A 23,291-nucleotide genomic window follows, 5' to 3' on the forward strand; every position below is an offset into this window, starting at 1 on the left:
ACACACGCACGACATTGTGACCGGAAAAGGTCTCCTCAATCTGACCATTGATATCGCCCAGATATTTCTGCTGTGCGCGGAAATATTTCTGGCTGATGCGCACGACCAGCATGACAAACAGCAGCGAAACAGGCAGGATGACAAGCGCAATCAGTGTCATCAGCGGGCTGATGGTCAGCATCATAATCAGAACACCGACAATTGTTGTCACCGATGTAATCAACTGCGTCACGCTCTGGTTCAGGCTCTGTCCGAGCGTATCGACATCGTTTGTAATACGGGAGAGTACTTCACCGACCGTGCGGCTCTCAAAATAGCCCAGCGGCAGGCGATTGATTTTCTCACTGATTTCCCGGCGCATCCGGAAGCAGACCTTCTGCGTGATGCCGGTCATAATCCAGCCCTGAATAAAGGCAAAACCTGCGCTCAGCAGATAGATGCCAAGCAACAACAGCAGGATTTTGCCAATCCGCGCAAAGTCAATCGCGCCGGTGCCGGACAGCTTTGCCACCAATCCTTCATACAGGATGGTAATGGATTTACTCAAAATTTTCGGGCCAGAAATGTTGAAAATCGTGCTGCCAACGGCAAAAATCAGAACGGCAAGTACGCCAAAGCGGTAGCTGCCGATATAGGACAGCAGCTTGCGCAGGGTACCCCGGAAATTCTTTGCCTTTTCTACGGCTGCTCCCGGAGGGCCGCCCGGTCCCCGGTGCATCGGTCTTCTCGGTTCACTCACTTGGTAGCGCCTCCTTCCAGTTCCTTTGCACTCAGCTGGCTTTCCGCAATCTCCCGGTAGGTCTGGCACGAGCGCAGCAGCTCTGCATGTGTGCCGATGCCGTCAATTCTACCCTCATTGAGTACAATGATCTGATCGGCATGCAGAATGGTAGAAATTCTCTGTGCAACGATAATGACCGTTGCATCGCCGACATTTTCGCTGAGCGCATGGCGCAGCGCGGCGTCAGTCTTATAGTCCAATGCGGAGAACGAATCATCGAACAGGAACACCTTCGGATGTCTGGCGACGGCACGCGCAATTGACAGACGCTGCTTCTGTCCGCCGGATACGTTGCTGCCGCCCTGTGCAATGGGGCTGTGATAGCGGTCGAGCTTGCCTTCGATAAACTCGGTCGCCTGCGCAATCTCCGCAGCCTGTTTCATGTCGTCATCCGTGACGCCTTCGGCAAATTTCAGGTTGGACGCAATGTCGCCGGAAAACAGAATGCCCTTCTGCGGCACATAGCCCAGCTGGTCGCGCAGCGTCTTCTGCGTAATATCGCGCACATCCACGCCGTCCAGCGTGACCCGACCTTCTGTGACATCGTACAGACGTGGAATCAGATTGAGCAATGTCGTCTTGCCACAGCCGGTCGAGCCGATGATCGCAGTTGTTTTGCCCGGCTCTGCGGTAAAGCTGATGTGCTCCAATGCATCGTTATCTGCACCCGGATACCGGAACGAAACGTCATCAAAGCAAATGCGTCCCTGCCAATCGCGCTGTTCTTCTTCTCCGGTGAGCTTCGGCTGGTCGATAATAGTCGGCTCGGTGTGCAGTACCTCATTGATGCGCTCCGCTGCAACGCCGGCGCGCGGAAGCATAATAGAAATCATGGTCAGCATCATAAACGACATGACAATCATCATCGTATAATTGATAAATGCCATCATATCGCCGACCTGCAAATTGCCCAGATCGACGCCCTTGCTGCCGAACCAGACAATCATGACAGTAATGCCGTTCATAACCAGCATCATCGCCGGCATCATAAAGGTCATAACACGGTTGGTAAACAGCTGTGTGCGCATCAGATCGGTATTCGCGCCCGCAAAGCGCTCCTCCTCATGCTTTTCCCGGCTGAATGCACGGATCGGCATAACGCCGGTCAGAATCTCACGGCTAATCAGGTTCAGCCGGTCAACCAGTGACTGCATTTTCTTAAACTTCGGCAGAGAAAGTGACATCAGTGTGCCAATCACTGCAAATACTGCGGCCACAGCGACGACAATAATCCATCCCATACCGGTTTTGGTGTGTGCGACCTTGAGAACGCCGCCAACCGCACAGATCGGTGCATACAGCACCATGCGCAGCAGCATAACACAGACCATCTGTACCTGTTGAATATCATTGGTACAGCGCGTGATGAGCGATGCCGTAGAGAACTGATTCATCTCGGCATTGGAAAATTTCAGCACCCTGCCGAACACGTTGTTTCGCAGGTCGCGTCCGATGCCTGCACCGGTGCGGCTGGCAAGCAGTCCGACAATCATTGCCGCACAGACACTGAGTGCGGCGAGGCCGAGCATTTTTCCGCCTATGCTCCACAGATAGTGGTTGCGGTACTCGCCCATGTCAATGCCCATCGCTTCATATTCCTGCTGAATGTACATGACGGCGATCTGCTGTATCGTGCTGTCTGATATTCCGTCCATCTGGTCCAGTGCCTGCTCACGCATTTGCAGCAGCTGGTCTTTGGTCACCAGGCCCATATCCAGCGCTTGCCGCAGTTCGTCCATGCTGTGTACCGCCTGTGTGCTGTCCGCCTGCGTATCACTGTTTTCCATCTGATAAAGCATCGCCATCGGAACGGAAAACGCATCTGCCAGCGCATCCATCTGTTCGTCATCCAGATAGGTCTTGCGCGTCCAGATTCCGTCTTCGCCTTCCCAATAGCCGGTTTTGATCCGTTCAATCTCATCGTCGGTCATAAATAGCTCGAGATCGGACAGCGTCTGTGCCCGGATCTGTTCCGGCACGGCGCTTTCAATGCCGTTCTGCTGGATACCGACGTCGACAATATTGCTCATGTAGGTCGGCAGCGTCAGATCACAATATGCCTGCACGATCAGCAGCGCAAAAGCCACGCAGACGGTCCGCCATGATCCCTTTAAATAGCCAAATATTGCTCGCATCAGGTTTCCTCCTCTGTTTTTTTATTTTCGTTTGCCCATTCAAGCTCACGTGCCATGCACTGTGCCATTTCGCGCATTCCGGCGACAATGTCCAGATACCGTGTTTCCCGAGCGAGTCCACAACGCGCATCAGAAATGCATCATAGTTTTCCCGCTGGCGCTCACCCATGGCAAAGCCCTCTTCTGTCAGACAGACAAACGTATTGCGGCGGTTATCCGGATCAACGCGCCGCTCAATCAGCCCGCGCTCCTCCAAATGCCGCAGCATTTTGGAAACTGCGGATTTGGTAACCCCAGCTTCTCTGCAAGATCGTTGACATACACCCCGGGACCTCCGGATGTGTCCAGTGAAACCGCTCGATTGTCTTGAGAAACTGGACTTCCCTTCCGGAAACACCTTTCAGCAAGCTGTCCCAGTTCAGACGCCGGTAGGTATCCATTGTCTGGAAATATTCCACAATCAGCTGGTTTTCCCGTTCTTTATCCCGTTGGTTCATGTGTAACCTCCTTTCGCCCATATTGATGAACAGACATAAGTCTAACACAAATGGTTGACCAAATCAACAGTTGAATATGTGAACTTTTGTGTTCTTGATCCATCGATAAAAAAACAGGAATCCCGTTTCCCTCAGGGGGATGAGATTCCTGTTCTGCAAAACAATGAAATTATATGAATCAATAGCCGATCTGGCCGTCAAGCAGCTCGTCATGATCGACCCATTCCTGCACGTCCACGACGTCATAATGGTCGTGGTCGCGGCGGATGACAACGCGGCTGATACCGGCATTGATGATCTGCCGCTTGCACATAGGGCAGGAATTGGCATCCGGCATGATTTCTCCGGTCTGTGCATCGCGTCCGACGAGATACAGCGTCGAGCCGAGCATTTCCTCGCGCGAGGCGGCAATGATGGCATTGGCCTCCGCGTGTACCGAACGACAGAACTCATAATGCGTGCCGCGCGGGATGTTGCGCTGTTCACGGATGCAGACATTCAGGTCGATACAGTTGGCGCGCCGCGCGGGTGCACCGTTGTAGCCGGTAGAAATAATGACGTCATTTTTGACAATGACCGCGCCGAAATTGCGGCGCAGGCAGGTGCCGCGCTCCAGCGCGACCTCCGCCATATCCAGATAATAGTTGTCTTTATCGCGCCGAACCATGTTGAGTTCTCCTCTCTGGGAATAAATTACTGTGCCTCAGTTCAAAAAGTCCTTCAGCTTTTTGGAGCGGCTCGGATGGCGCAGCTTGCGCAGTGCCTTTGCCTCGATCTGGCGGATGCGCTCACGGGTTACGTTGAACTCCTTGCCGACCTCTTCGAGGGTGCGGGTGCGGCCGTCCTCAATGCCGAAGCGCAGGCGCAGAACCTTTTCTTCACGCGGCGTCAGCGTCTTGAGCACCTCAACCAGCTGCTCCTTGAGCAGGGTAAACGAAGCGGCCTCTGCCGGCTCCAGTGCGTCATCATCCGGGATGAAATCGCCCAGATGGCTGTCTTCCTCCTCGCCGATCGGGGTTTCGAGTGAAACCGGCTCCTGTGCAATCTTGAGGATCTCACGCACGCGCTCGACCGGCATATTCATTTCCTCTGCGATTTCCTCCGGCTGCGGGTCATGACCCAGCTCCTGCAACAGCTGGCGGGAAACGCGGATGACCTTGTTGATGGTCTCGACCATATGCACCGGGATACGGATGGTGCGTGCCTGGTCGGCAATCGCACGTGTAATCGCCTGGCGAATCCACCAGGTCGCATAGGTGGAGAACTTGAAGCCCTTGGTGCAGTCGAACTTTTCAACCGCCTTGAGCAGGCCGAGATTGCCCTCCTGAATCAGGTCGAGGAACAGCATGCCGCGGCCGACATATCGCTTTGCAATGGAGACAACCAGTCGCAGGTTGGCTTCCGACAGGCGTTTCTTGGCGTTTTCACCGCCGCGGATCGCCTTGCGGATGGCCTGCATCTCGGTCTCATCCACCTTTTCATGATTTTTCTCGATTTCTTCCAGACGGGCCTTTGCCTCATTGCCCGCCTGCATCTTTTCCGCCAGCTGAACCTCTTCCTCCGGCGTCAACAGGTCAACCTTACCGATCTCCTTGAGGTACATGCGCACCGGGTCATCAATCGCAAAGCCCTCTGCGAGCGACTCGGTGTCCTCGAGCTCCTCCTTCGGAACCTCTTCAACTGCGTCTTCGGAGAATTCCTCTTCATTATCCAACGGAACGACCAGCGCCTCGGCGCCCTTGATTTCTACGCCGGCCTTATCCAAATCCTCATACAGCTTATCCAGCTCATCCGACTCCATGCTGATCGAGTCCAGCGCATCGGACATTTCCTTCAGCGTGAGCTTGCCCTTTTTCTTACCCAGCGCCAACAGATCCTTAATAACGGCCTGCTTCTTTACATCCATGTCCATGTCCTGTGTCATTCTTTAAGCCTCCAAAAATGTAACTGAAAATGCAATACCAGCAATATGTTATGCCGATACGCCTTACCCCTCTGTCCCGTCGAACCGCTTGGTTTTCCGCTGGAGCTGTGCCTTGCGCAGCAGCGGATCCTCGCCATCCTGTCCGGGTATATCACGCGCAGCTTTCTGCTCCGCGATAATATCAATATAATCCTCCATTGCTTTCTGCCGCCGATCCGCAGAAATTTCCGTGCCCAATGCGGCGACCAGCAGTTCGGTTTCCTCCGGCTGGAGCACAGGCTCCAGCGCCGAAACGGTAATACCGCGCCCGCTGTCGAACAGCGCAATGGCGTGTCCATAAATTTTGCCCAGCACAGGAGAAGAAAAATCCTCCGGGCGAACTTTTTCCCGCATATCCGGCAAAAGAGATGCGTCGGAGAACAGCAGTGCGAGCAGCCCTTCTTCCGCGCGCGCAGAACGCATGTTGTCGTAATGAATGGTGCGCTCCTTTGGCTGTGCTGCCTGTGCGGGTGCGCGCACCTGCCGATGATACTGCTGCTTCTGTTGATATTGAAGCCGTGTCTGCGCGTTTTTGACCTCCTGCTGGAACGCAGCCTGCGTCACACCCGCGAGCTTCGCGGTCGAAGCGGTATAGACATCGCGTTCGACCGGGTTTTCCAGTGCCGCGATGATCCCCGCCGCCTCGCGCAGGAACAAAATGCGCTGGTCATCCTCCGTGAAGTCATATTTGTCGCGTGCGGACTCAATGCGGTAGCGGATGTCGTTGTCCGAGCGCTCAATGAGCTTGCGGAACGCCTCCGCCCCCTTTGCCTTGATGAACTCATCCGGATCTTTGGCGCCCGGGATGCGCAGGATTTTCACACGCAGCCCGGCTTTTTTCAAAATATCAATCGCGCGCTGAGAAGCGGTCTGTCCGCCGTGTCTGCGTCATAGCAGACAATGACGGTCTTGGTATACCGTGTGAGCAGGCGCGCCTGCTCGTCGGTCAGTGCCGTGCCGAGCGAGGCAACCGCACTGTCAAAGCCCGCCTGATGCAGTGCAATGACATCCATGTAGCCCTCGGCGAGCAGGAAATACTCGCTCCTGGTCTTTTTGGCAAGGTTCATTGCAAACAGGTTGCGCCGCTTGTTAAAGACCATAGTCTCGGGCGAATTGAGGTATTTCGGTTTGCTGTCATCCATGACGCGCCCGCCGAAGCCGATGACATCGCCGCGCACATCGATGATCGGGAACATGACACGGTTGCGGAACTTGTCGTAATATGTACCGTTCTGACTGCGCGCAATCAGACCGGCCGCCGCCAGTTCTTCCTTTGTATAGCCCTGTGCGGTCATCGCGTCGAGCAGCGCGTGGAACGAATCGGGCGCATAGCCCAGCCCGAAATTGCCCATCGTGCGTCGGCTCAGTCTGCGCTGCTGGAAATACCGCAGTGCCTGCGTGCCCGCCGGACCGTGCAGCTGTGCATAGAAAAACCGCGCCGCATCTTTGAGCGCCGCGAGCACACGCTTGCGCTCCTGCCGGTGCCGGGGATTTTCCCCGGTTTCGGGCACCTCCATATTGTACTGTCTGGCCAGAAACCGGACAGCATCCGGAAAATCCAGCCCTTCGATGTTCATGATAAACCGGATCGGCCCGCCGCCCGCGCCGCAGCCAAAGCAATGAAAAATCTGCTTGTCAGGCGCAACGGAAAACGATGCGGTTTTTTCGTTGTGGAACGGACACAGCCCAAAATAGTTGTTACCGCTCTTTTGAGCGCCACATAGCGGGAAACAATGTCGACAATGTCGCACCGTGCGGACAGCTCGTCGATAAAACGATCATCAATTGCCATGTGCGTTTCCCTTCTCCCGTGCGGGAATCACTTGATGTTCCAGCTCCTTGGAATAAATAATTCGGTGTATTTTGCAACGGCAAAGCGGTCGGTCATGCCCGCGATATAGTCGCAGGCAACGCGCTCTGCGCCGTCACGTTCGATGTGTTTTTTATAAAATTCGGGCAGCTCATCGGTGTGCCGCGTAAAATACGCATGCATCGTGCGCAGCAATCCGTCGACCTTGTGTGCTTCTTCCTGTGCCTGCCCGGCATAAACCTCGCGGAACAGGTAAGCGCGCAGCTCCATCATGGCGTCGTGCACCTCGGCAGACATGCCGATGTCATGCTCAGTCTCGCCATAGCGCACCATATCTGCCACCATCGTGTCAATGCGGTCGCCGTGCGTCGCGCCGAGCACGCGCACCGCCTCCCGCGGCAAGTCTGCCGGGACAATCAGTCCGGCGCGCACGGCGTCATCGATGTCGTGGTTGACATAGGCAATGCGGTCGGCGAAGTGGACAATGCGCCCCTCCGGTGTCTCCGCATGCGCCGTGCCGGTGTGACAGACGATGCCATTGCGCACTTCATATGTCAGATTCAGCCCATCGCCGTCGCGCTCCAGACAGTCCACCACGCGCAGACTCTGCCTGTTGTGGTGAAAGCCGCCGATTTCGCTGCACAGGCTGTCCAGCGTGCGCTCGCCGACATGTCCAAACGGCGTGTGCCCCAGGTCATGCCCCAGCGCCACTGCCTCGGTCAGATCCTCATTGAGCCGCAGGCTGCGCGCAATCGTCCGCGCAATCTGCGCGACCTCCAGCGTATGCGTCAGCCGATCGCGGTAATGGTCTCCTTCGGGGGAAATAAAGACCTGGGTTTTGTGTCCCAGCCGCCGAAACGCCTTGCAGTGCACAATGCGGTCGCGGTCGCGCTGAAAGCAGGTGCGGCGCGGGCACGGCGGGGTATCGCTTTCCCGTCCGCGGCTTTCGTCCGCAAACGTCGCCCAATCTGCCAGCGTCAGCCGTTCCAGCCGTTCCTGATCCTCGCGCATCGGCGTGCCCCCCTTTCGCTGCTTCGTCTGCGAAAAATCCCGTACATAAATAAATACCGTACTGCTCCCGCAAACTCCTCTTTTTTTCGCAAATTTTCTGAAAAATTTTTATGTAGACAGTTGGATCAGCGCAGACGCCGCCCCATGAAGCGGCTTTCCATCACTTCGACATCGACCGCAGCGCTGGTCGCGTCGCGCAGCGCCGCCGCGAGTGCTTCTTCCCCGCCCTCCGGCAGCGTGACGGTCAACGTGACATCGGCGGCATATTCGATGTCATCTGTCATGCAATCGTGCTCTGGCAGGATGTTCTGCACCACGCCGAGCAGTGAATACGGGCAGGTGATGAGCAGGACGGAATAGCTGCTCATTTGATTGATGCCTGCCGCCTCCAGCCCGAGCTGTGCGCTTTTGGTATACGCGCGGACCAACCCGCCTGTGCCGAGCAGCACGCCGCCGAAATAGCGCGTGACCACACAGCAGACGTTGGTGATGTTCTCGCGCCGCAGCACATCGAGCATCGGCATGCCCGCCGTGCCCTGCGGCTCGCCATCGTCCGAATAGCGCATGTAATTGCCCTCGCGGATGATATAGGCATAGCAGTGATGGCGTGCGTCGCGGTATTTTGCCTTCACTTCCGCGATTCTGGCAATGGCCTCCTCCGGCGTTTCCACCGGAAAAATCTCGCCGATGAATTTGGAACGCCGGTCTTCATACAGCCCCTCGCCGTACCCTGCGGGAACCAGATAGCTGTCATTCATCCGCCGCAACCTCATATCCGCGCAGCTGACCATACAGCTTGTCATCGCATTCGATCTCCAGCTTTGTGCCCTCGCCGGTATACTCGGTGGCAAACACCGCTGCTTCCTTATGGATGACGTCGAGCAGATAGCCGTCCGCATACGGGATACAGACGGTAATGCGGTGCTTGCCGCGTCCGAGCGCCTTTTCAATCGCCGCCAGCAGCTGTTCCATGCCGCGCCCCTGCCTGGCGGAAATCGCCACAATGTCCTCGCCGGACGGGATCAGGTCGGGATTTTCACACAGATCCGCCTTGTTGCACACGAGAATCTGCGGAATCTGCTGTGCACCGAGCTGTGTAATGACCTTGTCGACTGTTTCCGCCTGCTCGCGCCAGTCCTCGCGCGAAATGTCTACGACATGCAGCAGCAGGTCGGCATATGCGACCTCCTCCAGCGTCGCCTTGAAAGCGGACACCAGATGATGCGGCAGCTTGCGGATAAATCCAACGGTATCGGACAGCAGGATCTCCTGTGTGTCGGAAATGCGCAGCTTGCGCGTTGTGGGGTCGAGCGTGTCAAACAGGCGGTCATTCGCCTCAATGCCCGCATCGGTCAGCGTGTTGAGCAGCGTCGATTTGCCCGCATTGGTGTAGCCGACAATGGCAACCAACGGCAGCTCCGCCTTTTTTCGCTGGCGGCGCTGGACAGCGCGCACGCGGCGCACATCCTCCAGATCGCGGCGCAGGCGGTCGATGCGGCGGCGAATATGGCGCCGGTCGCTTTCGAGCTTGCTCTCGCCCGGGCCGCGCGTGCCAATGCCGCCGCCCAGACGGGACATGGTCTTGCCCAAACCGGACAGACGCGGCAGAATGTACTGATACTGTGCCAGTTCGACCTGTAGCTTGCCCTCGCCTGTGCGGGCGCGCTGGGCAAAAATATCCAGAATCAACGCACTGCGGTCGAGCACCGGCCGCCCGGTTGCTTCCTCCAGCACACGCATCTGCGACGGCGACAGCTCATTGTCGAATACAATCAGCGTCGCATCGTTGTCGCGCGCCAGTTCAGTCAACTCCTGCAACTTACCTTCGCCGATAAAAGTCCGTGCTTCCGGTGCATTCCTGCTCTGGAGCATCTTTGCGACGCATTCGCCGCCCGCGGTCTCCAGCAGCGCCTCCAGCTCGTCCAGAGTCTCCCAGGTCGCGTCCTCCTCTGCGGTAAACACCGACGCATGCAGGCCGACGAGCACCGCCCGGTCCGGCTCCATTTCTTCCATCCATTCTTCCACAGCCTGTCCCTCCTTCCGGTCAGGTAAAGATATCTTCCTCCAAAAACATGGCGATAAACGCCGCGCCCAGCAGCACACATGCCGTCAGAATGGCCTTTTCCGCTGTAAACCGCGTGACCAGTGCGCCGAGCATTGCCCCGGCGACAAACACGAGGTCTACAATAATATAATGCATTCCGCGCCGCTTCTGGTCGGGATCGCCCGACCTGCGGTAATTCCACAGCAGCTCGGTGCCGGAGCGCAGATTGCCCGTACACATCGTCGTGGCGCAGGTCACGCCGCGAATCTTGCGAAAGCACTCGACCTGCATCGCACAGGTAAACGACACCAGCACATTTGCCAGCATATTCATCTGCTGCGGCAAAAATGCCACTACAAACAGCAGGACAATTTCCAGCACAAGCACCAGCTGCCGCCAGTGCAGCGTGCGGTTTTCCTGCATACGTGCCCGAATCGCCAGCACGAGCAGCACGCCCACGGAAAAGGACACAATCGGGATAAAATAATGCAGAGCCTGCCGCCATTCCCCGTTCATCAGGTGAACACCGAACAGGACAATGTTGCCGGTCTGTGCGTTGGCAAATACCTGGTCGCGGATCAGATAGGTATAGGCATCCATGAATCCGCCGGCGAGCGCCAGCAGCGTTCCGACCAGCAGCGATTCGGACATCTGCCCGTGTTTCCCGGCCACAGGACACACCCTCTTTCGTCAAAAAATAGTATATCAGATCAATTTTATATCATACTATGATTTTCCCGCTTTTTCAATCAAAATGGGCAAAAAAAGAAGCCGCTGACAAAAAGCGACTCCTTTCCGTGCGAATTTCAGACTGTTCTCACTCCATGACGCTCTCAAGCGCCTCGCAGCCGAGCAGGACGGTCTCCAGGCAGCCGGAGCCTGAATAATATTTCGCCTTCAGATTCTTACATTCGGTGTCGCCGAGAATGCGGTTGAATGCCGCGACCAGCCTGGTGCAGTCCGCACGCAGCTCCGGTGTTTCATGCGCCTTGGTATCGATCAGCTTTGCGCTGATGGCGCTGATGCCGCCGCACAGCGCACCGCATGCCTTGCCGCAGCCCATGCCGCCGCCAAAGCCGCCGCACAGCTTCATGGCCTCCTCAGTCAGGCCGAGCCGGTATTCGTCATTTGCCGCACGGATGATGGTCTCCGCACAGTTGTAGCCGTTGTTGTAATATTCCGTTGCGCGTTCCTTTAACATCTGTCATTCCTCCATAATCCTCGTATTTTGTAACAAATCCGGCAAGCAAAAACCCGCCCCAGAGAGGGACGGGTTCATAAAATCACTTGTCAAGATTGAATCTTCTCTTGAAGCGGTCAACACGTCCGCCGGTATCAACGAGCTTCTGCTTACCGGTAAAGAACGGGTGGCACTTGGAGCAGATTTCTACCGAGATATTCTCCTTGGTGGAAGCGGTCTCATATACAGCGCCACAAGCACAACGAATGGTAGTCGGCTTGTAGTCCGGATGGATTCCTTCCTTCATTTTCGATTCACCTCTTTCCGCATAAGCCTTACAGTCGTAAAATTATGATATCACAACGGCCTTTGAAATGCAAGAACTTTTTTGTTTCGAGCATATTTTGTTGAACGGAGGCGGTTTTCCTCGGAAATCGGCGGGCTATACCGAAAACCCGGTCTTTTTCGCGGTCTTTTTCGCGGTTTTTTTCTGATTTTCCGCCGTATGGCTTATTCCGTCCCGCGCAGCCAGACCGTCTGCCCACTGTGCAGGAAAAACAGCGCACACGCCTGCACCGGCCTGCCGAACACCTCCTCCGCCGCGCGTCGGTAGGCGGACAGCTGGGCACGGTATTGCTCCGCACGTTCACGCACCCGGCTCTTCGGCACGCGGTCGGTCTTGAAATCGAGCACCAGAAGACCGTCTTTGGTTTCAATCAGGCAGTCGATAACGCCCTGCATGAGCACGCGCTCCTCCGGGAAATCCACAGCCTGTGGATAGTAGTCTCCCGCCGGGACGAGCACGGAAAATTTAAACTCGCGGTGCACCGCCTGCGCGCCCTTCAGCTCCCGGTAGAGGTCAGATTCAAAAAAAGCGGCGATGTTGTCCATCCGAATGGCATCTGCCTGCGCGTCGCTCAGAATATGCCGTTCCCGCAGGCGTTCGCGCTCGGCGGCACGCCCTTCCGCACTCTCGCAGCGGGCAAAATCACAGAACTGCAAAAACAGATGGTGCGCCGTCCCGATTTCCGACGGCGTCAACCCGCGCGCGTCGCGGTCAAAGAACGGACGCCGCAATTCGGTACTGTACTTTGGCGGCTGGGTATCCTCCTGCGCCTCCTGCGCGCGAAAGGAGTCGGTGATGGCGGTCGCCGTCAGCTTGGACGGCAGATCGCTGAGTACATCGGCGGCATATGGGCGCAGCACAGGCGCCTCCAACCGTTCGCTCTCCGCAAATGTCCCGTGTACCTCTGCCAGCTCGACGCCTTCCTGCCGTCGATACGGCACCAGGCGCACGGCAAAGCAGTCAGGTGCGTACACATCCAGCTCCGGCGGCTGGGAACACAGTGCGCGCAGCTGCGTGGCATTTGGATGGCGCATCAGCGGCACGCACAGCCACAGCGCATACTGATTTGCGCCCGCCAGCGCATACGGCGGAATCGGGTCGAGCGACGCAATCGCCGCCCATTTTTCCGCCTGCTTCGCCGTATCACGCACTGCGCACGTACAGATGAGCTTTTCCTTTGCGCGCGTCAGTGCGACATACAGCACGCGCAGCTCCTCGCTCACCATTTCGCGGCGCAGCGCACACGCCATCGCCCGCCGGTCGAGCCCGTCGTACTGGATGCCGCGCGCCATGTCGCGGCAGCGCATGCTGATCCCCATGCGCTCGTGCAGCAGCACAGGCTTGTGCAGGTCGAGCTCGTTGAACTGCTTCGCGCAGTTCGCCAGAATGACAATCGGGAATTCCAATCCCTTGGATTTGTGAATCGTCATGATGCGCACCATGCCTGCGGCTTCCTCGCTGTCCGGCACAGTCAGCGTGCCGCCGGTCTCGCGCAGCTCCCGCAAAAAACGCACAAAGGCAAACAGGCCGCGGCTGCCGCCGCGCTCAAACGAGCCCGCCAGCTCAGTCAGCGCCGTGATGTGGTGCTGTCGTGCGCGTCCGCCCGGCATCGCGCCAAAAATACCCATTGCACCTGTGCTGTCCACAATATGCCACAGCAGCTGGCGCACCGGCACATCCGCCGCAAACAGGCGCAGCTCTTCCAGCTGTTCCAGAAACGCGCGCGCCTTTTCGTTTGTCTCCGCCGACGCGCGCATCGCAGTATAAAAATCACTGTCGCGGTCAGCCAGCCGAATCTCTGCCAGTTCCTGCTCGGTAAAGCCCGCCAGCGGCGAAGTCAGCGCCGCCAGCAGCGGCACATCCTGCCGCGGGTTGTCCACAATTTCCAACCACGACACCAGCGTATGCACCTCCGGTGTGTCCAGCATGTCGTCCGGCGCATCCGCGCCCGCCGGAATGCCGCATTCACTCAGCGCCTTCTGGAAAACAGGCGCCTTGTTTTTTGCAGAGCGCAGCAGGATGACAAAGTCCTCCGGGCGGCAGGGCGCAGTTCTCCCGTCTGTTTGTCGGTCACGCGGAAGCCGCCCTCCAGCATCTCCCGGATGCGCCCGGCACAGTAGTCCGCCTCCTGTCGGATGGCCTCCGGCGCGTCCTCATCGTCCGTCTGTGTCTCGAGCAGGCAGACCTCCGTGCGGTAATCATCCGTGCCTTCCGGGAACGACGCGCCGACATGCAGCGCTTCGCGGTCAGTGTAATCCAGATCGCCCAGCTGTTCGCTCATCAGGGCAGAAAACAGGAAATTGACGCTGTCAAGCACCTGTGGGCGCGAACGGAAGTTTTTGGAGAGCACGACACGGCGCGGCGCGGCATCGGTGACGTCCTCCGCATCGCGGTACGCCAGATATTTTTGCAGAAAAATCGCTGGATTGGCGAGACGGAAGCGGTAAATGCTCTGTTTGACATCGCCGACCATAAAGATGTTTTTTTCCTCATCGCTGACTGCGCGAAAAATCGCGTCCTGCACCGCATTGGTATCCTGGTATTCGTCGACCATGATTTCGGAAAAATGCATGTCGTTGGCCAGTTGGGTCGGCGCACCGTCCGCATCGGTCAGCAGTTCGACCGCGAAGTGCTCGAGGTCGTTGAAATCCACGACACCGCGCCGCAGCTTCTCCTGCTGGTAGGCATCCATGAACGCCTGTACCGTATCGCACAGCGCGCACACGGCGGGTGCCATCATGTCCATATCCAGCCGGACTTCTTCCTCCGTCATGCACAGCACACTGTCCATCAGCTCAAATGAAATTTCCTTCCAGGTTTCGCGTGCCTGCTTGAGCCGATCGAGAAATGCCTTGTCCTCATAGCCGCGCACGGCGCCCAGCCGGGCACGGCTGCGCCGCACCTCACGGCACTGCTGCACCGCTGCATTCCATGCACCGTCCTCAACCAGCGTGAGCAGCGTGCGCGCGGCGTTTACATCGTCCTGAAAGGCCGGTTCATATTTGACACGCACATCTTCCGCACCCTGCATTTCATCCAGCGCATTTTCCAACGCGGCAATCGCATATTGAATGCGCCCTTTTGCGGTATCCAGCAGCTCGCGTCCCCAGTCGGTATCTGCCAACCGGTCAAACGGGCGCACAAACTGTTCCCGATAGCCCGCCAGTACGCGCGCCGGATGCGGCGATGCCTGCAAATTGCGGAAGGTTTCCAGCACAATATCTTGCAGGCGCTTGTCATCGCGCCCCGCGCTGAGAATGTCGACCAGTGCGGCAAAGCCGTCCTCTTCGCGCGCATACTGCGCTTCGAGTACATCCTCCAGCACATCTGCCTGCATCGCCGCCTGTTCACTCTCATCCGCCGTGCGGAAATCCGGCGGCAGGCCCAGTTCGTGGAAATGCTCGCGCAGCAGGCTCATGCAGAACGCATGCACTGTCGTGATTTTCGCGCGGTGTACCAGCATCAACTGGCGCCGCAGGCGGATGTCGCGCGGATGCTGTGCGGCAAGTGCAGTCAGTGCGTCGGCAATTTTGCCGCGCATCTCGCTCGCCGCGGCTTTGGTAAATGTGACAATGAGAAATGAATCGATGTCACACGGGTTGTCCGGGTCGGTCACACGCTGCAAAACGCGTTCAACCAGCACGGCGGTCTTGCCCGAACCGGCTGCCGCCGAAACCAGCAGTGTACCGCCGCGGTTGGAAATCGCCGCCTGCTGTTCCGCTGTCCAGTTAACGCCCATGTCCATCCTCTCCTTCCAATTCGCGGTCAATCTCCTGCCAGAAGTCCTCCGGCTTGATCTTGGCGATGTTGTGTGGCTTATCGCCCAGCTTTGCGTCAAAGCGGCACACAGCGCGGTACGGACACCAGGTACAGGCGTCCTCCGTCGGGCCGCGCCGCACCGGGCGTGCATCCATTTTGCCTTCCATCAGCTCATGCCCCATGCTGCGCAGGATGTGCCGAATATGCTTGCTCAGCTTGCCCAGCTGCTCCATGCTCGCAAGACTGTTCTGGCTCGCCGCCGACATGCTTCCCTTTTTCAGGTAGCCAATCGGCAGAAATTCGCCGTCCTTTGTGATGCCGTGTTCCATCGCCTCGATCACTTCGGGGTCATCCAACAACAGGCCGGAACGCCGCAGCTGTTTGCGCCGCAGCTGCTCGATGGTTTCCTCATCCGTGCCGCGCGGTGCATTGACCAGTGCACTGCGCGTCGGGATATACAATGCGCCCGCCGGAACGATTTCATCGATTTGCTGTGCCAGCTTTGCGCGGTAGCGCTCCGTCCCATGCTTCTGGATGGCAAACAGATACAGCAGCAGCTGAACATTCAGCCCATACCACAGATCGGACAGCTCAAATTTTTTCTGTCCGCTCTTATAGTCCATGACGCGCACATACAGCGTGCCGTCCTTGATATAGCCGTCAACGCGGTCAACCTTGCCGTTCAGCTCCAGCCTGCCATCCGGGCTGTCAATGGCAATCGGCGGCAGATCTCCGCCGCGTGAAAAGTCCAGCTCGAAGTCAATCGGCTCGAAATCCGAACGCTCCATTTCATACAGCAGATTGTCGAGAATTTCATCCAGCATGCGCACCAACCGCCGGAACAGGTGGCGGAACCGTGCGGAATGCTGTTCCAGACCACCCAGCGCGGTCTCGACATATACCTGTGTCCATTTCTTTGCCATGGCATGCACATCATCACGCGCAGGCGCACCTGTGCCGCCCTGCTCATGCAGGTCATGCAGTGTATGCTCCAGAACATAGTGCAAGAAGGTACCGGTTTCCGGCGCGTCGAATGCCGCGCGGCGGCGCTCCTTCGCCCGCAGACCATACCGCAGGAAATAGGCGTATTCACAGCGATAAAACGCATCGACACGCGATGCGGTAACGCGCAGCCGGTTTCCATACAGCGCATGGATGGTATCGGATTGTGTCAGCGGGCCGCGCACGGATTTTTCCTGTGGGATAATCGGAACCGGAGAGGCCGCAAGCGCAGCCTGTGCCGCCGGGGAGACATCGCGCGCCGCACCGCGGCACGCCAGATCAAAGCGCGGGCGCTCCGCTTCCAGCCGGTAACGCTGTTCCAGCCCGCTCTCATTGGTCTCCGGCACGCCGTGCAGCAAATGCCGCACGGTGCCGATCAGATACGACGGGCGCATATCGCCATCCCCGCCGACCGTACACCACGACAGCAGCAGCGTCCTGGATGCCGATGCAAACACACGGTAAACTGCCGCCTGTTCGCGCACCATGCGATCCTCTCCGGTTTCCAGCTCGACTGACAGGCCGAGCAGCGTTTCACGGTCACTGTCGGACAGAATGCCGCCGCTTTCGCCTGCATCCGGCAGCACACCGTCATTCACGCCGAGTACGATCAGATGCGGTATGCCGGTATGGCACACGCGGTCAATCGAGCCACAGGTCACACGGTCGAGTGCGACCGGAATTGTCCCGACGTCATACTCTGCGAGCACTAATGTGAACAGCGAAACAAACGTATCGGTTTCCATCTGTCCCTCTCCCTGCACCCAGGCAAACTGCTCCATTGCCTGGATCAGAATTTCCCACAGCTGGCGATATTCCTCAGCCGTCTGCAAGCGTCCGGCATCCTCATGCAGTTGTGCGCGCGCCGCAATGCTGTCCGCCGCGCCCAGCTGTTCCAGAAACGTATACAGTGCCTGTACATACTGCGTCGCAGTCTCCGCCTGATTCAGTCCATCTTTTAATGTGATTAACGGCTGAACTGCGCGTTCGCGCAGCTCATTGAGATGCACAAGCACCTGCTGTGCTTTGTCATCCATCACGCCGCCAAAGCCGTCCGGATTACCGGTAAACGGCTGCTGCCATGCCGTGCCGCGAATGCGCCAGAACAGCACATAATTTTCCAGCTCATCGCATTCATCTGCTGTCAGCCCGGCAAAACCGGTCTTCAAATAGGCAAACATATCCTCATATCGCCAGCCGCCTGTAACGGTACGCAGTGCCGCGCCGACCAGCGCGAGCACCGGTTTTTGCAAAATATCATGCTTTTCGCTCAAAAACACCGGAATATCATAGCGGTCAAATACCAGCTCCAGAATGGGCGCATATTGCTCAAAATTGCGCGCCGTCACAACAATATCACGCCGTCTGGCGTCTGTTTCGCGCAGCAGCTGCCGGATATACGCCGCGGCAAATTCACACTCGGAAAATAAATCTCCCGCTGCATGCAGTTGTACGCTTTCACCATCACTCTCAAACTGTCGGGCAGGCGCTTCCAACGCATACCGCTCCAGTACCGCCAGATCAGACGGGCGCGGCATGCCGCTGTCCTCCTGTATGGTCAGCTCAAATGAATCGCCACATCGTCCGGCAAATGCGCGCAGCCGTGCCATCGCTGCATGTGCCTCCGGAAACAGCTCCGGCTGCTTTGGATCACCGGTCAGCGCAACCGTCACAGGTATCTTTTGACGGAGCAAATACGCCAGAATTTCCAGCTCCTGCTTGTTAAAGCTGTCAAAGCGGTCGAGGTAGACCTCTGTATGTTCAAACAGCGTGCTGTCCGGCAGGCGTTCCGCCACACGCGTCAACTGATCGCGCGGATCAGGCAACTGCTCTTCTGTCATTGTATCATATACCATGGCAATCTCGCCCAGATCACGCAGCTTGTCGGACAAATGTCCCTCCGCTTCCTCTGCTGCCCGCAGCATATCCTCTGCTGAAACACAGCTGCATTTCATCTCATCCAGCACGCGCAGCAGATCGCGCAGAATATCTGGCTTGCGCGTGGCCCCGCCATACACTGTCAGTGCGTCAGAAGCGCGCCGTGCCGCTTCATATAGCACCAGCAGCCGACCCGCCGGTGTGAGTACCGTATCCGCCAGTCCGCCCGCTTCAGAAAACACGCGGTTGGCAATGCGCCGAAAGGTCAGCACCTCAGCAAACCGTGAACCGGTATTTCCCGTACTCTGCGCCAGCATGCGCTCATATTCATGTGATGCCAGTTCCGGCACAATCAAAATCTGCCGTTTTCCGCTGGATTCCCTCGACGCAATGCGCCGCAGGATTGCAGTCGTTTTTCCGCTTCCCGCGCGTCCCATCAACAGTTCCATCATCAATTCACCGCCATTTCTTTGCTGTACACAGTATACCAGAACCACACACAAAAAAGAAGGTGAAGAAAATTCCCAAACTATGCAAACACAAAAAAAGCAACCGAATCTCTCGGTTGCCAGCACCAAGTCACAACCCAGCAACGGCGGTTGGGATTTGGAAAGGAGCTGTGGCGGAAGGAATGAGGGAGAATTTTGCTCGCAAAATTCTTCCGAATGATATGCAGCCCGCAGCGACGCGACGAGGCTCGAACTCGCTATCACACCCTAAAAAAACTTCGTTTTTTCAGGGAACCCGTACCTCAATTCAAAGTCCGCCTTTGGCGGACGGGTGGAGGCAGCGTGTTCGTTTCACACCGTTGTTCCTGCATACGAAAAAAGCAACCGAATCTCTCGGTTGCTTTGCTGGAGCGGATGACGAGGCTCGAACTCGCTATCACACCCTAAAAAAACTTCGTTTTTTCAGGGAACCCGTACCTCAATTCAAAGTCCGCCTTTGGCGGACGGGTGGAGGCAGCGTGTTCGTTTCACACCGTTGTTCCTGCATACGAAAAAAGCAACCGAATCTCTCGATTGCTTTGCTGGAGCGGATGACGAGGCTCGAACTCGCTACCTCCACCTTGGCAAGGTGGCGCTCTACCAGATGAGCTACATCCGCAAATATTGGTGCCTCCGGGCGGAATCGAACCACCGACACGGGGATTTTCAGTCCCCTGCTCTACCAACTGAGCTACAGAGGCAAAGGGTCTTTCTGCTGCTCATCGCAACAAAAAGAGTATCGAAAACGCCATTTTTGATGTGTGGCGTGAAGAACACCGCACTTTTGCAGTGCTTGTATAGTATAAAACATGGTCGCGGAAAAGTCAAGAACTTTTTTCGACTTTTTTCAATTTTTTGTATTTCTGGAAATATGTCTGATATCCAGCCCCTTGTCATCCTACCCGAAACATGGTATCATAGCAGCATATCACAATAAATAACAAGCAGGAGGCATCCATGAAAGCATTCTCTGTTTCCGAGCATTTGTACAAAGCAGCATCCATCCTCGAATTGTTCATTGGCATTTGTGTCCTTATGCTGTGTATTGTTTGCGGACTGGGTATGATCATGCCGTTCGAGCCTTTGCACAGTCTGGGCAATGCTACAACCTTCCAGGCCGGGCTGGGCAATGCCAGTTACATCATCATCGGCGTCGAATTCATCAAGATGATCGCCAGCCACAAGGTTGAATCCGTTCTGGATATCATCGCCTTTGCCCTGTCGCGTGAAATGATTGTCCACGAAACCACACCGCTGGAAAATCTGCTGACCGTAGTTGGCGTGGCATTGCTGTTTTTCATCCGCAGGTTCCTGAACACAGCTCCTCAAGAGCAATCTGAAAAAGAAGAACTATCTCAGTGCAAATAAACCACCAAAGTCCGCTTTTCAGCGGACTTTTTGTTATATAAAGTCCGAAAAGTCGCATCAATGCTGCTGGTTTTAAAAACGTCTTAAATCAACATTTTCTTCCGATTTAAGCGCCCAAACGTATGAAAAGAGCCTGATTTCACACGAAATCAGGCTCTTAATGGAGCTGCTAAGCAGATTTGAACTGCTGACCTCATCCTTACCAAGGATGCGCTCTACCGACTGAGCTATAGCAGCATTGGCGACCCAGAACGGGCTCGAACCGTCGACCTCTAGCGTGACAGGCTAGCGTTCTAACCAACTGAACTACTGGGCCAAAATGGCAGGGGCAGAAGGGATCGAACCCTCGGCACGCGGTTTTGGAGACCGCTGCTCTACCAGCTGAGCTATACCCCTGTATAAGCAAGCCGAGTTTTGCAGCCAACCGCTTCCTTTTGCTCTCTTTCCCTTTTGCAATAAAAGAAAAATAAGTGGTGGGCCTTCGGGGACTCGAACCCGGGACCGACCGGTTATGAGCCGGTTGCTCTAACCAACTGAGCTAAAGGCCCATAATCAAAATGGTCTGTATATGATTTTCGCCGTCACATAACTCTATTATATGACGGCGAACAATCTTAATGGCTCCTCAAGTTGGACTCGAACCAACGACCCTGCGGTTAACAGCCGCATGCTCTACCAACTGAGCTATTGAGGAATATCGAAGCGATCTGATTTCTCAGATCGCTTTTGTGTAGGCATCGACCTATCTTCCCAGGCCGTCGCCAGCCAAGTATTGTCGGCGTAAATGAGCTTAACTACCGTGTTCGGAATGGGAACGGGTGTACCCTCATCACAAAAAACACCTACTACCTTTTCTTTTCAGAAAAGACCTTTGTTACTATAACACATTATCTGCGTTATGTCAAGAAAAATTGGTGACCCGTGGGAGAATCGAACTCCCGTTTACGGCGTGAGAGGCCGTCGTCTTAGCCGCTTGACCAACGGGCCATTTCCACACACCGTATTTATCGGTGTCCAGAAAGAAGTGGTACACCATCGGGGACTCGAACCCAGGACCCACTGATTAAGAGTCAGTTGCTCTACCATCTGAGCTAATGGTGCATTTCGTCAACTTTTTCTCGTGAGTTTTGCATTATCTGCGCCCTCAAAACTGAACAGCAATACTCGTGACAGAAGCTTTTTCCGAGTTTACCCAAATCATAATTCAGGTCAAGCCCTCGACCTATTAGTATCAGTCCGCTGCATACATTACTGTACTTCCACTCCTGACCTATCAACCACATCGTCTACGTGGGGTCTTACTTCCGAAGAATGGGAAATCTTATCTTACGGGGAGTTTCACGCTTAGATGCCTTCAGCGYTTATCTCGTCCATACTTAGCTACCCAGCTATGCCCTTGGCAGAACAACTGGTGCACCAGAGGTATGTCCATCCCGGTCCTCTCGTACTAAGGACAGCTCCGTTCAAATTTCCYMCSCCCGCAACAGATAGGGACCGAACTGTCTCACGACGTTCTGAACCCAGCTCGCGTACCGCTTTAATTGGCGAACAGCCMAACCCTTSGGACCGAATTCAGCCCCAGGATGCGATGAGCCGACATCGAGGTGCCAAACCTCCCCGTCGATGTGGACTCTTGGGGGAGATCAGCCTGTTATCCCCAGGGTAGCTTTTATCCGTTGAGCGACGGCATTTCCATTCACATACCSCCGGATCACTAACTCCAACTTTCGTTCCTGCTCGACCCGTCAGTCTCGCAGTCAGGCTCGTTTTTGCGTTTACACTCACTGCACGATTTCCATCCGTGCTGAACGAACCTTTGAGCGCCTCCGTTACTCTTTAGGAGGCGACCGCCCAGTCAAACTGCCCACCTGACAGTGTCCCCCGACCAGATTCATSGCCGCAGGTTAGAATTCCAATATTCCAAGHGBBVTCCCAAGGTTGGCTCCACAAATGCTGGCGCACTTGCTTCCAAGCCTCCMMCCTATCCTGTACATGAAATATCGAAATCCAATATCAAGCTACAGTGAAGCTCCATGGGGTCTTTCCGTCTAGTTGCGGGAAACCSGCATCTTCACCGGTACTACAATTTCGCCGGGCTGGCTGTTGAGACAGTGCCCAAATCGTTACGCCATTCGTGCSGGTCAGAACTTACCTGACAAGGAATTTCGCTACCTTAGGACCGTTATAGTTACGGCCGCCGTTTACTGGGGCTTAAATTCAATGCTTCGATTGCTCTAACATCTCCTCTTAACCTTCCAGCACCGGGCAGGCGTCACCCCCTATACGTCATCTTTCGATTTAGCAGAGAGCTGTGTTTTTGCTAAACAGTCGCTTGGGCCYTTTCACTGCGGCCTCTTCTCAGAGGCGCCCCTTATTCCGAAGTTACSGGGCCAATTTGCCGAGTTCCTTAACAACCATTCTCCCGTTGGCCTTAGAATACTCATCCCATCTACCTGTGTCGGTTTGCGGTACGGGCACCTGGACAATACACTGAGCTTTTCTCGCCTCTCACGCCATCTGCTTCCCTACTATATTTCGGTCCCTTACGCCCGGGCAACCATCGCCCGGGTCAGACTTAATGAAAGTGTCCCTCAGCTTAACATCTTCGGTGGTTACGGAATATCAACCGTATGTGCATCGACTACGCCGTTAGGCCTCGCCTTAGCTCCCGACTAACCTTGGCGGACGAACCTTCCCAAGAAACCTTAGATTTTCGGCCATTATGATTCTCACATAATTCTCGCTACTTATTCCGGCATTCTCACTCGTATGAAGTCCACGTGTCCTTCCGATCACGCTTCACCCCGCATACGACGCTCCCCTACCAATGTTTCAAACATTGCCCGAGCTTCGGTTGAATACTTAGCCCCGTTAAATTTTCTGCGCAAAATCACTCGACCAGTGAGCTATTACGCACTCTTTGAATGAGTGGCTGCTTCTAAGCCAACATCCTGGTTGTCTTAGCAATTTCACATCATTTTCCACTTAGTATTCATTTGGGACCTTAGCTGCGGATCTGGGCTGTTTCC

17 protein-coding genes, 9 tRNA genes, 2 rRNA genes and 1 pseudogene are annotated in these 23,291 nt (G+C 55.9%); 1 reads left to right on the forward strand and 28 read right to left on the reverse strand.

What is annotated here, in order from left to right; translation table 11 throughout:
* The 19 genes and pseudogenes from CBW42_RS12750 to CBW42_RS12840 form a co-directional block, all read right to left on the reverse strand.
* Positions 1-718 (reverse strand): ABC transporter permease (locus CBW42_RS12750; RefSeq protein ID WP_205703642.1); only part of this gene is annotated, 718 nt, incomplete at its 3' end.
* 17 nt (positions 719-735) lie between these two features.
* Positions 736-2,916: an ABC transporter ATP-binding protein gene (locus CBW42_RS12755; protein ID WP_087022259.1), complete on the reverse strand. Its 2,181-nt coding sequence runs from the start codon at positions 2,914-2,916 to the stop codon at positions 736-738.
* Positions 2,831-3,184 carry a MarR family winged helix-turn-helix transcriptional regulator gene (locus tag CBW42_RS12760; protein ID WP_087022262.1) on the reverse strand — a complete coding sequence of 118 codons (354 nt, stop codon included), beginning with the start codon at positions 3,182-3,184 and terminating at the stop codon, positions 2,831-2,833. Before CBW42_RS12760 ends, CBW42_RS12755 begins: the two co-directional genes overlap by 86 nt.
* On the reverse strand, positions 3,150-3,413 hold the full coding sequence (locus CBW42_RS12765) for a hypothetical protein (protein WP_087022265.1): 264 nt from the start codon (positions 3,411-3,413) through the stop codon (positions 3,150-3,152). Before CBW42_RS12765 ends, CBW42_RS12760 begins: the two co-directional genes overlap by 35 nt.
* A 178-nt stretch (positions 3,414-3,591) precedes the next feature.
* Positions 3,592-4,080, reverse strand: coding sequence for a deoxycytidylate deaminase (locus CBW42_RS12770; protein ID WP_087022267.1), 489 nt, complete (start codon positions 4,078-4,080; stop codon positions 3,592-3,594).
* 36 nt (positions 4,081-4,116) lie between these two features.
* Positions 4,117-5,337 carry an RNA polymerase sigma factor RpoD gene (gene rpoD / locus CBW42_RS12775; protein WP_242969885.1) on the reverse strand — a complete coding sequence of 407 codons (1,221 nt, stop codon included), beginning with the start codon at positions 5,335-5,337 and terminating at the stop codon, positions 4,117-4,119.
* Positions 5,338-5,400: 63 nt separating this feature from the next.
* Positions 5,401-5,799 (reverse strand): DnaB-like helicase N-terminal domain-containing protein, encoded by a 399-nt coding sequence (locus tag CBW42_RS15275; protein ID WP_330395865.1) that lies wholly within the window; start codon positions 5,797-5,799, stop codon positions 5,401-5,403.
* Positions 5,800-5,991: 192 nt separating this feature from the next.
* Positions 5,992-7,127 (reverse strand): annotated as a pseudogene (dnaG, locus tag CBW42_RS12785) (DNA primase); the annotation flags it as partial.
* A gap of 68 nt (positions 7,128-7,195) precedes the next feature.
* Positions 7,196-8,197 carry a deoxyguanosinetriphosphate triphosphohydrolase gene (locus CBW42_RS12790; RefSeq protein WP_087022277.1) on the reverse strand — a complete coding sequence of 334 codons (1,002 nt, stop codon included), beginning with the start codon at positions 8,195-8,197 and terminating at the stop codon, positions 7,196-7,198.
* 125 nt (positions 8,198-8,322) lie between these two features.
* Positions 8,323-8,955: a YigZ family protein gene (locus CBW42_RS12795; protein WP_087022280.1), complete on the reverse strand. Its 633-nt coding sequence runs from the start codon at positions 8,953-8,955 to the stop codon at positions 8,323-8,325.
* Positions 8,948-10,222, reverse strand: coding sequence for a GTPase HflX (gene hflX / locus CBW42_RS12800; RefSeq protein WP_242969886.1), 1,275 nt, complete (start codon positions 10,220-10,222; stop codon positions 8,948-8,950). The genes CBW42_RS12795 and hflX overlap by 8 nt, the downstream gene beginning before the upstream one ends.
* Before the next feature lie 19 nt (positions 10,223-10,241).
* Complete coding sequence (locus CBW42_RS12805) at positions 10,242-10,892, reverse strand: YoaK family protein (protein ID WP_087022283.1); 651 nt, start codon at positions 10,890-10,892, stop codon at positions 10,242-10,244.
* A 166-nt stretch (positions 10,893-11,058) separates the two neighbouring features.
* Entirely contained in the window at positions 11,059-11,442 is a 384-nt protein-coding gene (locus tag CBW42_RS12810) for a C-GCAxxG-C-C family (seleno)protein (protein ID WP_087022286.1), read from the reverse strand.
* A gap of 82 nt (positions 11,443-11,524) precedes the next feature.
* A complete protein-coding gene (gene rpmE, locus CBW42_RS12815; protein WP_087022289.1) occupies positions 11,525-11,728 on the reverse strand; it encodes a 50S ribosomal protein L31 in 204 nt (67 codons plus the stop codon).
* 203 nt (positions 11,729-11,931) lie between these two features.
* Positions 11,932-13,788, reverse strand: a complete 1,857-nt coding sequence (locus CBW42_RS12820) for a 3'-5' exonuclease (RefSeq protein ID WP_330395866.1) — start codon at positions 13,786-13,788, stop codon at positions 11,932-11,934.
* Complete coding sequence (locus tag CBW42_RS12825; protein ID WP_165761187.1) at positions 13,737-15,506, reverse strand: UvrD-helicase domain-containing protein; 1,770 nt, start codon at positions 15,504-15,506, stop codon at positions 13,737-13,739. The genes CBW42_RS12820 and CBW42_RS12825 overlap by 52 nt, the downstream gene beginning before the upstream one ends.
* Positions 15,496-18,858 (reverse strand): PD-(D/E)XK nuclease family protein, encoded by a 3,363-nt coding sequence (locus CBW42_RS12830; protein WP_087022298.1) that lies wholly within the window; start codon positions 18,856-18,858, stop codon positions 15,496-15,498. Before CBW42_RS12830 ends, CBW42_RS12825 begins: the two co-directional genes overlap by 11 nt.
* Positions 18,859-19,437: 579 nt before the next feature.
* Positions 19,438-19,513, reverse strand: a tRNA-Gly gene (locus CBW42_RS12835).
* Positions 19,514-19,519: 6 nt separating this feature from the next.
* Positions 19,520-19,595 (reverse strand) — tRNA-Phe (locus tag CBW42_RS12840).
* Between the two features lie 256 nt (positions 19,596-19,851).
* Between CBW42_RS12840 and CBW42_RS12845 the strand changes: the two genes are divergently transcribed.
* A complete protein-coding gene (locus CBW42_RS12845) occupies positions 19,852-20,262 on the forward strand; it encodes a hypothetical protein (protein WP_087022301.1) in 411 nt (136 codons plus the stop codon).
* Between the two features lie 161 nt (positions 20,263-20,423).
* On the opposite strand, the gene CBW42_RS12850 is transcribed toward CBW42_RS12845, so the two are convergent.
* From CBW42_RS12850 to CBW42_RS12890, 9 genes are all read right to left on the reverse strand, one after another.
* Positions 20,424-20,499: transfer RNA gene (locus tag CBW42_RS12850), tRNA-Thr, on the reverse strand.
* A 2-nt stretch (positions 20,500-20,501) separates the two neighbouring features.
* Positions 20,502-20,578 (reverse strand) — tRNA-Asp (locus CBW42_RS12855).
* Positions 20,579-20,582: 4 nt separating this feature from the next.
* Positions 20,583-20,658 (reverse strand) — tRNA-Trp (locus tag CBW42_RS12860).
* Positions 20,659-20,733: 75 nt separating this feature from the next.
* A tRNA-Ile gene (locus tag CBW42_RS12865) sits at positions 20,734-20,810 on the reverse strand.
* A 70-nt stretch (positions 20,811-20,880) separates the two neighbouring features.
* Positions 20,881-20,956: transfer RNA gene (locus tag CBW42_RS12870), tRNA-Asn, on the reverse strand.
* A gap of 35 nt (positions 20,957-20,991) precedes the next feature.
* Positions 20,992-21,108 (reverse strand): 5S ribosomal RNA (gene rrf / locus CBW42_RS12875).
* Between the two features lie 66 nt (positions 21,109-21,174).
* Positions 21,175-21,249, reverse strand: a tRNA-Glu gene (locus tag CBW42_RS12880).
* Positions 21,250-21,287: 38 nt separating this feature from the next.
* Positions 21,288-21,363 (reverse strand) — tRNA-Lys (locus tag CBW42_RS12885).
* A 104-nt stretch (positions 21,364-21,467) separates the two neighbouring features.
* Positions 21,468-23,291 (reverse strand): 23S ribosomal RNA (locus CBW42_RS12890); the annotation flags it as partial.

Origin of the sequence: Butyricicoccus porcorum, assembly GCF_002157465.1 — a bacterium.
GTDB lineage: Bacteria > Bacillota > Clostridia > Oscillospirales > Butyricicoccaceae > Butyricicoccus_A > Butyricicoccus_A porcorum.

Excerpts from the sequence above, each read along its gene's own strand:
- CBW42_RS12760 (WP_087022262.1), bottom strand. The coding sequence starts at position 3,184 with ATGCTGCGGCATTTGGAGGAGCGCGGGCTGATTGAGCGGCGCGTTGAT.
- CBW42_RS12770 (WP_087022267.1), bottom strand. The coding sequence starts at position 4,080 with ATGGTTCGGCGCGATAAAGACAACTATTATCTGGATATGGCGGAGGTC.
- rpoD (WP_242969885.1), bottom strand. The coding sequence starts at position 5,337 with ATGACACAGGACATGGACATGGATGTAAAGAAGCAGGCCGTTATTAAG.
- CBW42_RS12755 (WP_087022259.1), bottom strand. The coding sequence starts at position 2,916 with ATGCGAGCAATATTTGGCTATTTAAAGGGATCATGGCGGACCGTCTGC.
- CBW42_RS12795 (WP_087022280.1), bottom strand. The coding sequence starts at position 8,955 with ATGAATGACAGCTATCTGGTTCCCGCAGGGTACGGCGAGGGGCTGTAT.
- CBW42_RS12805 (WP_087022283.1), bottom strand. The coding sequence starts at position 10,892 with ATGTCCGAATCGCTGCTGGTCGGAACGCTGCTGGCGCTCGCCGGCGGA.
- CBW42_RS12810 (WP_087022286.1), bottom strand. The coding sequence starts at position 11,442 with ATGTTAAAGGAACGCGCAACGGAATATTACAACAACGGCTACAACTGT.
- rpmE (WP_087022289.1), bottom strand. The coding sequence starts at position 11,728 with ATGAAGGAAGGAATCCATCCGGACTACAAGCCGACTACCATTCGTTGT.
- CBW42_RS12790 (WP_087022277.1), bottom strand. The coding sequence starts at position 8,197 with ATGCGCGAGGATCAGGAACGGCTGGAACGGCTGACGCTGGCAGATTGG.
- CBW42_RS12765 (WP_087022265.1), bottom strand. The coding sequence starts at position 3,413 with ATGAACCAACGGGATAAAGAACGGGAAAACCAGCTGATTGTGGAATAT.
- CBW42_RS15275 (WP_330395865.1), bottom strand. The coding sequence starts at position 5,799 with ATGCGTTCTGCGCGCGCGGAAGAAGGGCTGCTCGCACTGCTGTTCTCC.
- CBW42_RS12830 (WP_087022298.1), bottom strand. The coding sequence starts at position 18,858 with ATGATGGAACTGTTGATGGGACGCGCGGGAAGCGGAAAAACGACTGCA.
- CBW42_RS12825 (WP_165761187.1), bottom strand. The coding sequence starts at position 15,506 with ATGGGCGTTAACTGGACAGCGGAACAGCAGGCGGCGATTTCCAACCGC.
- CBW42_RS12845 (WP_087022301.1), top strand. The coding sequence starts at position 19,852 with ATGAAAGCATTCTCTGTTTCCGAGCATTTGTACAAAGCAGCATCCATC.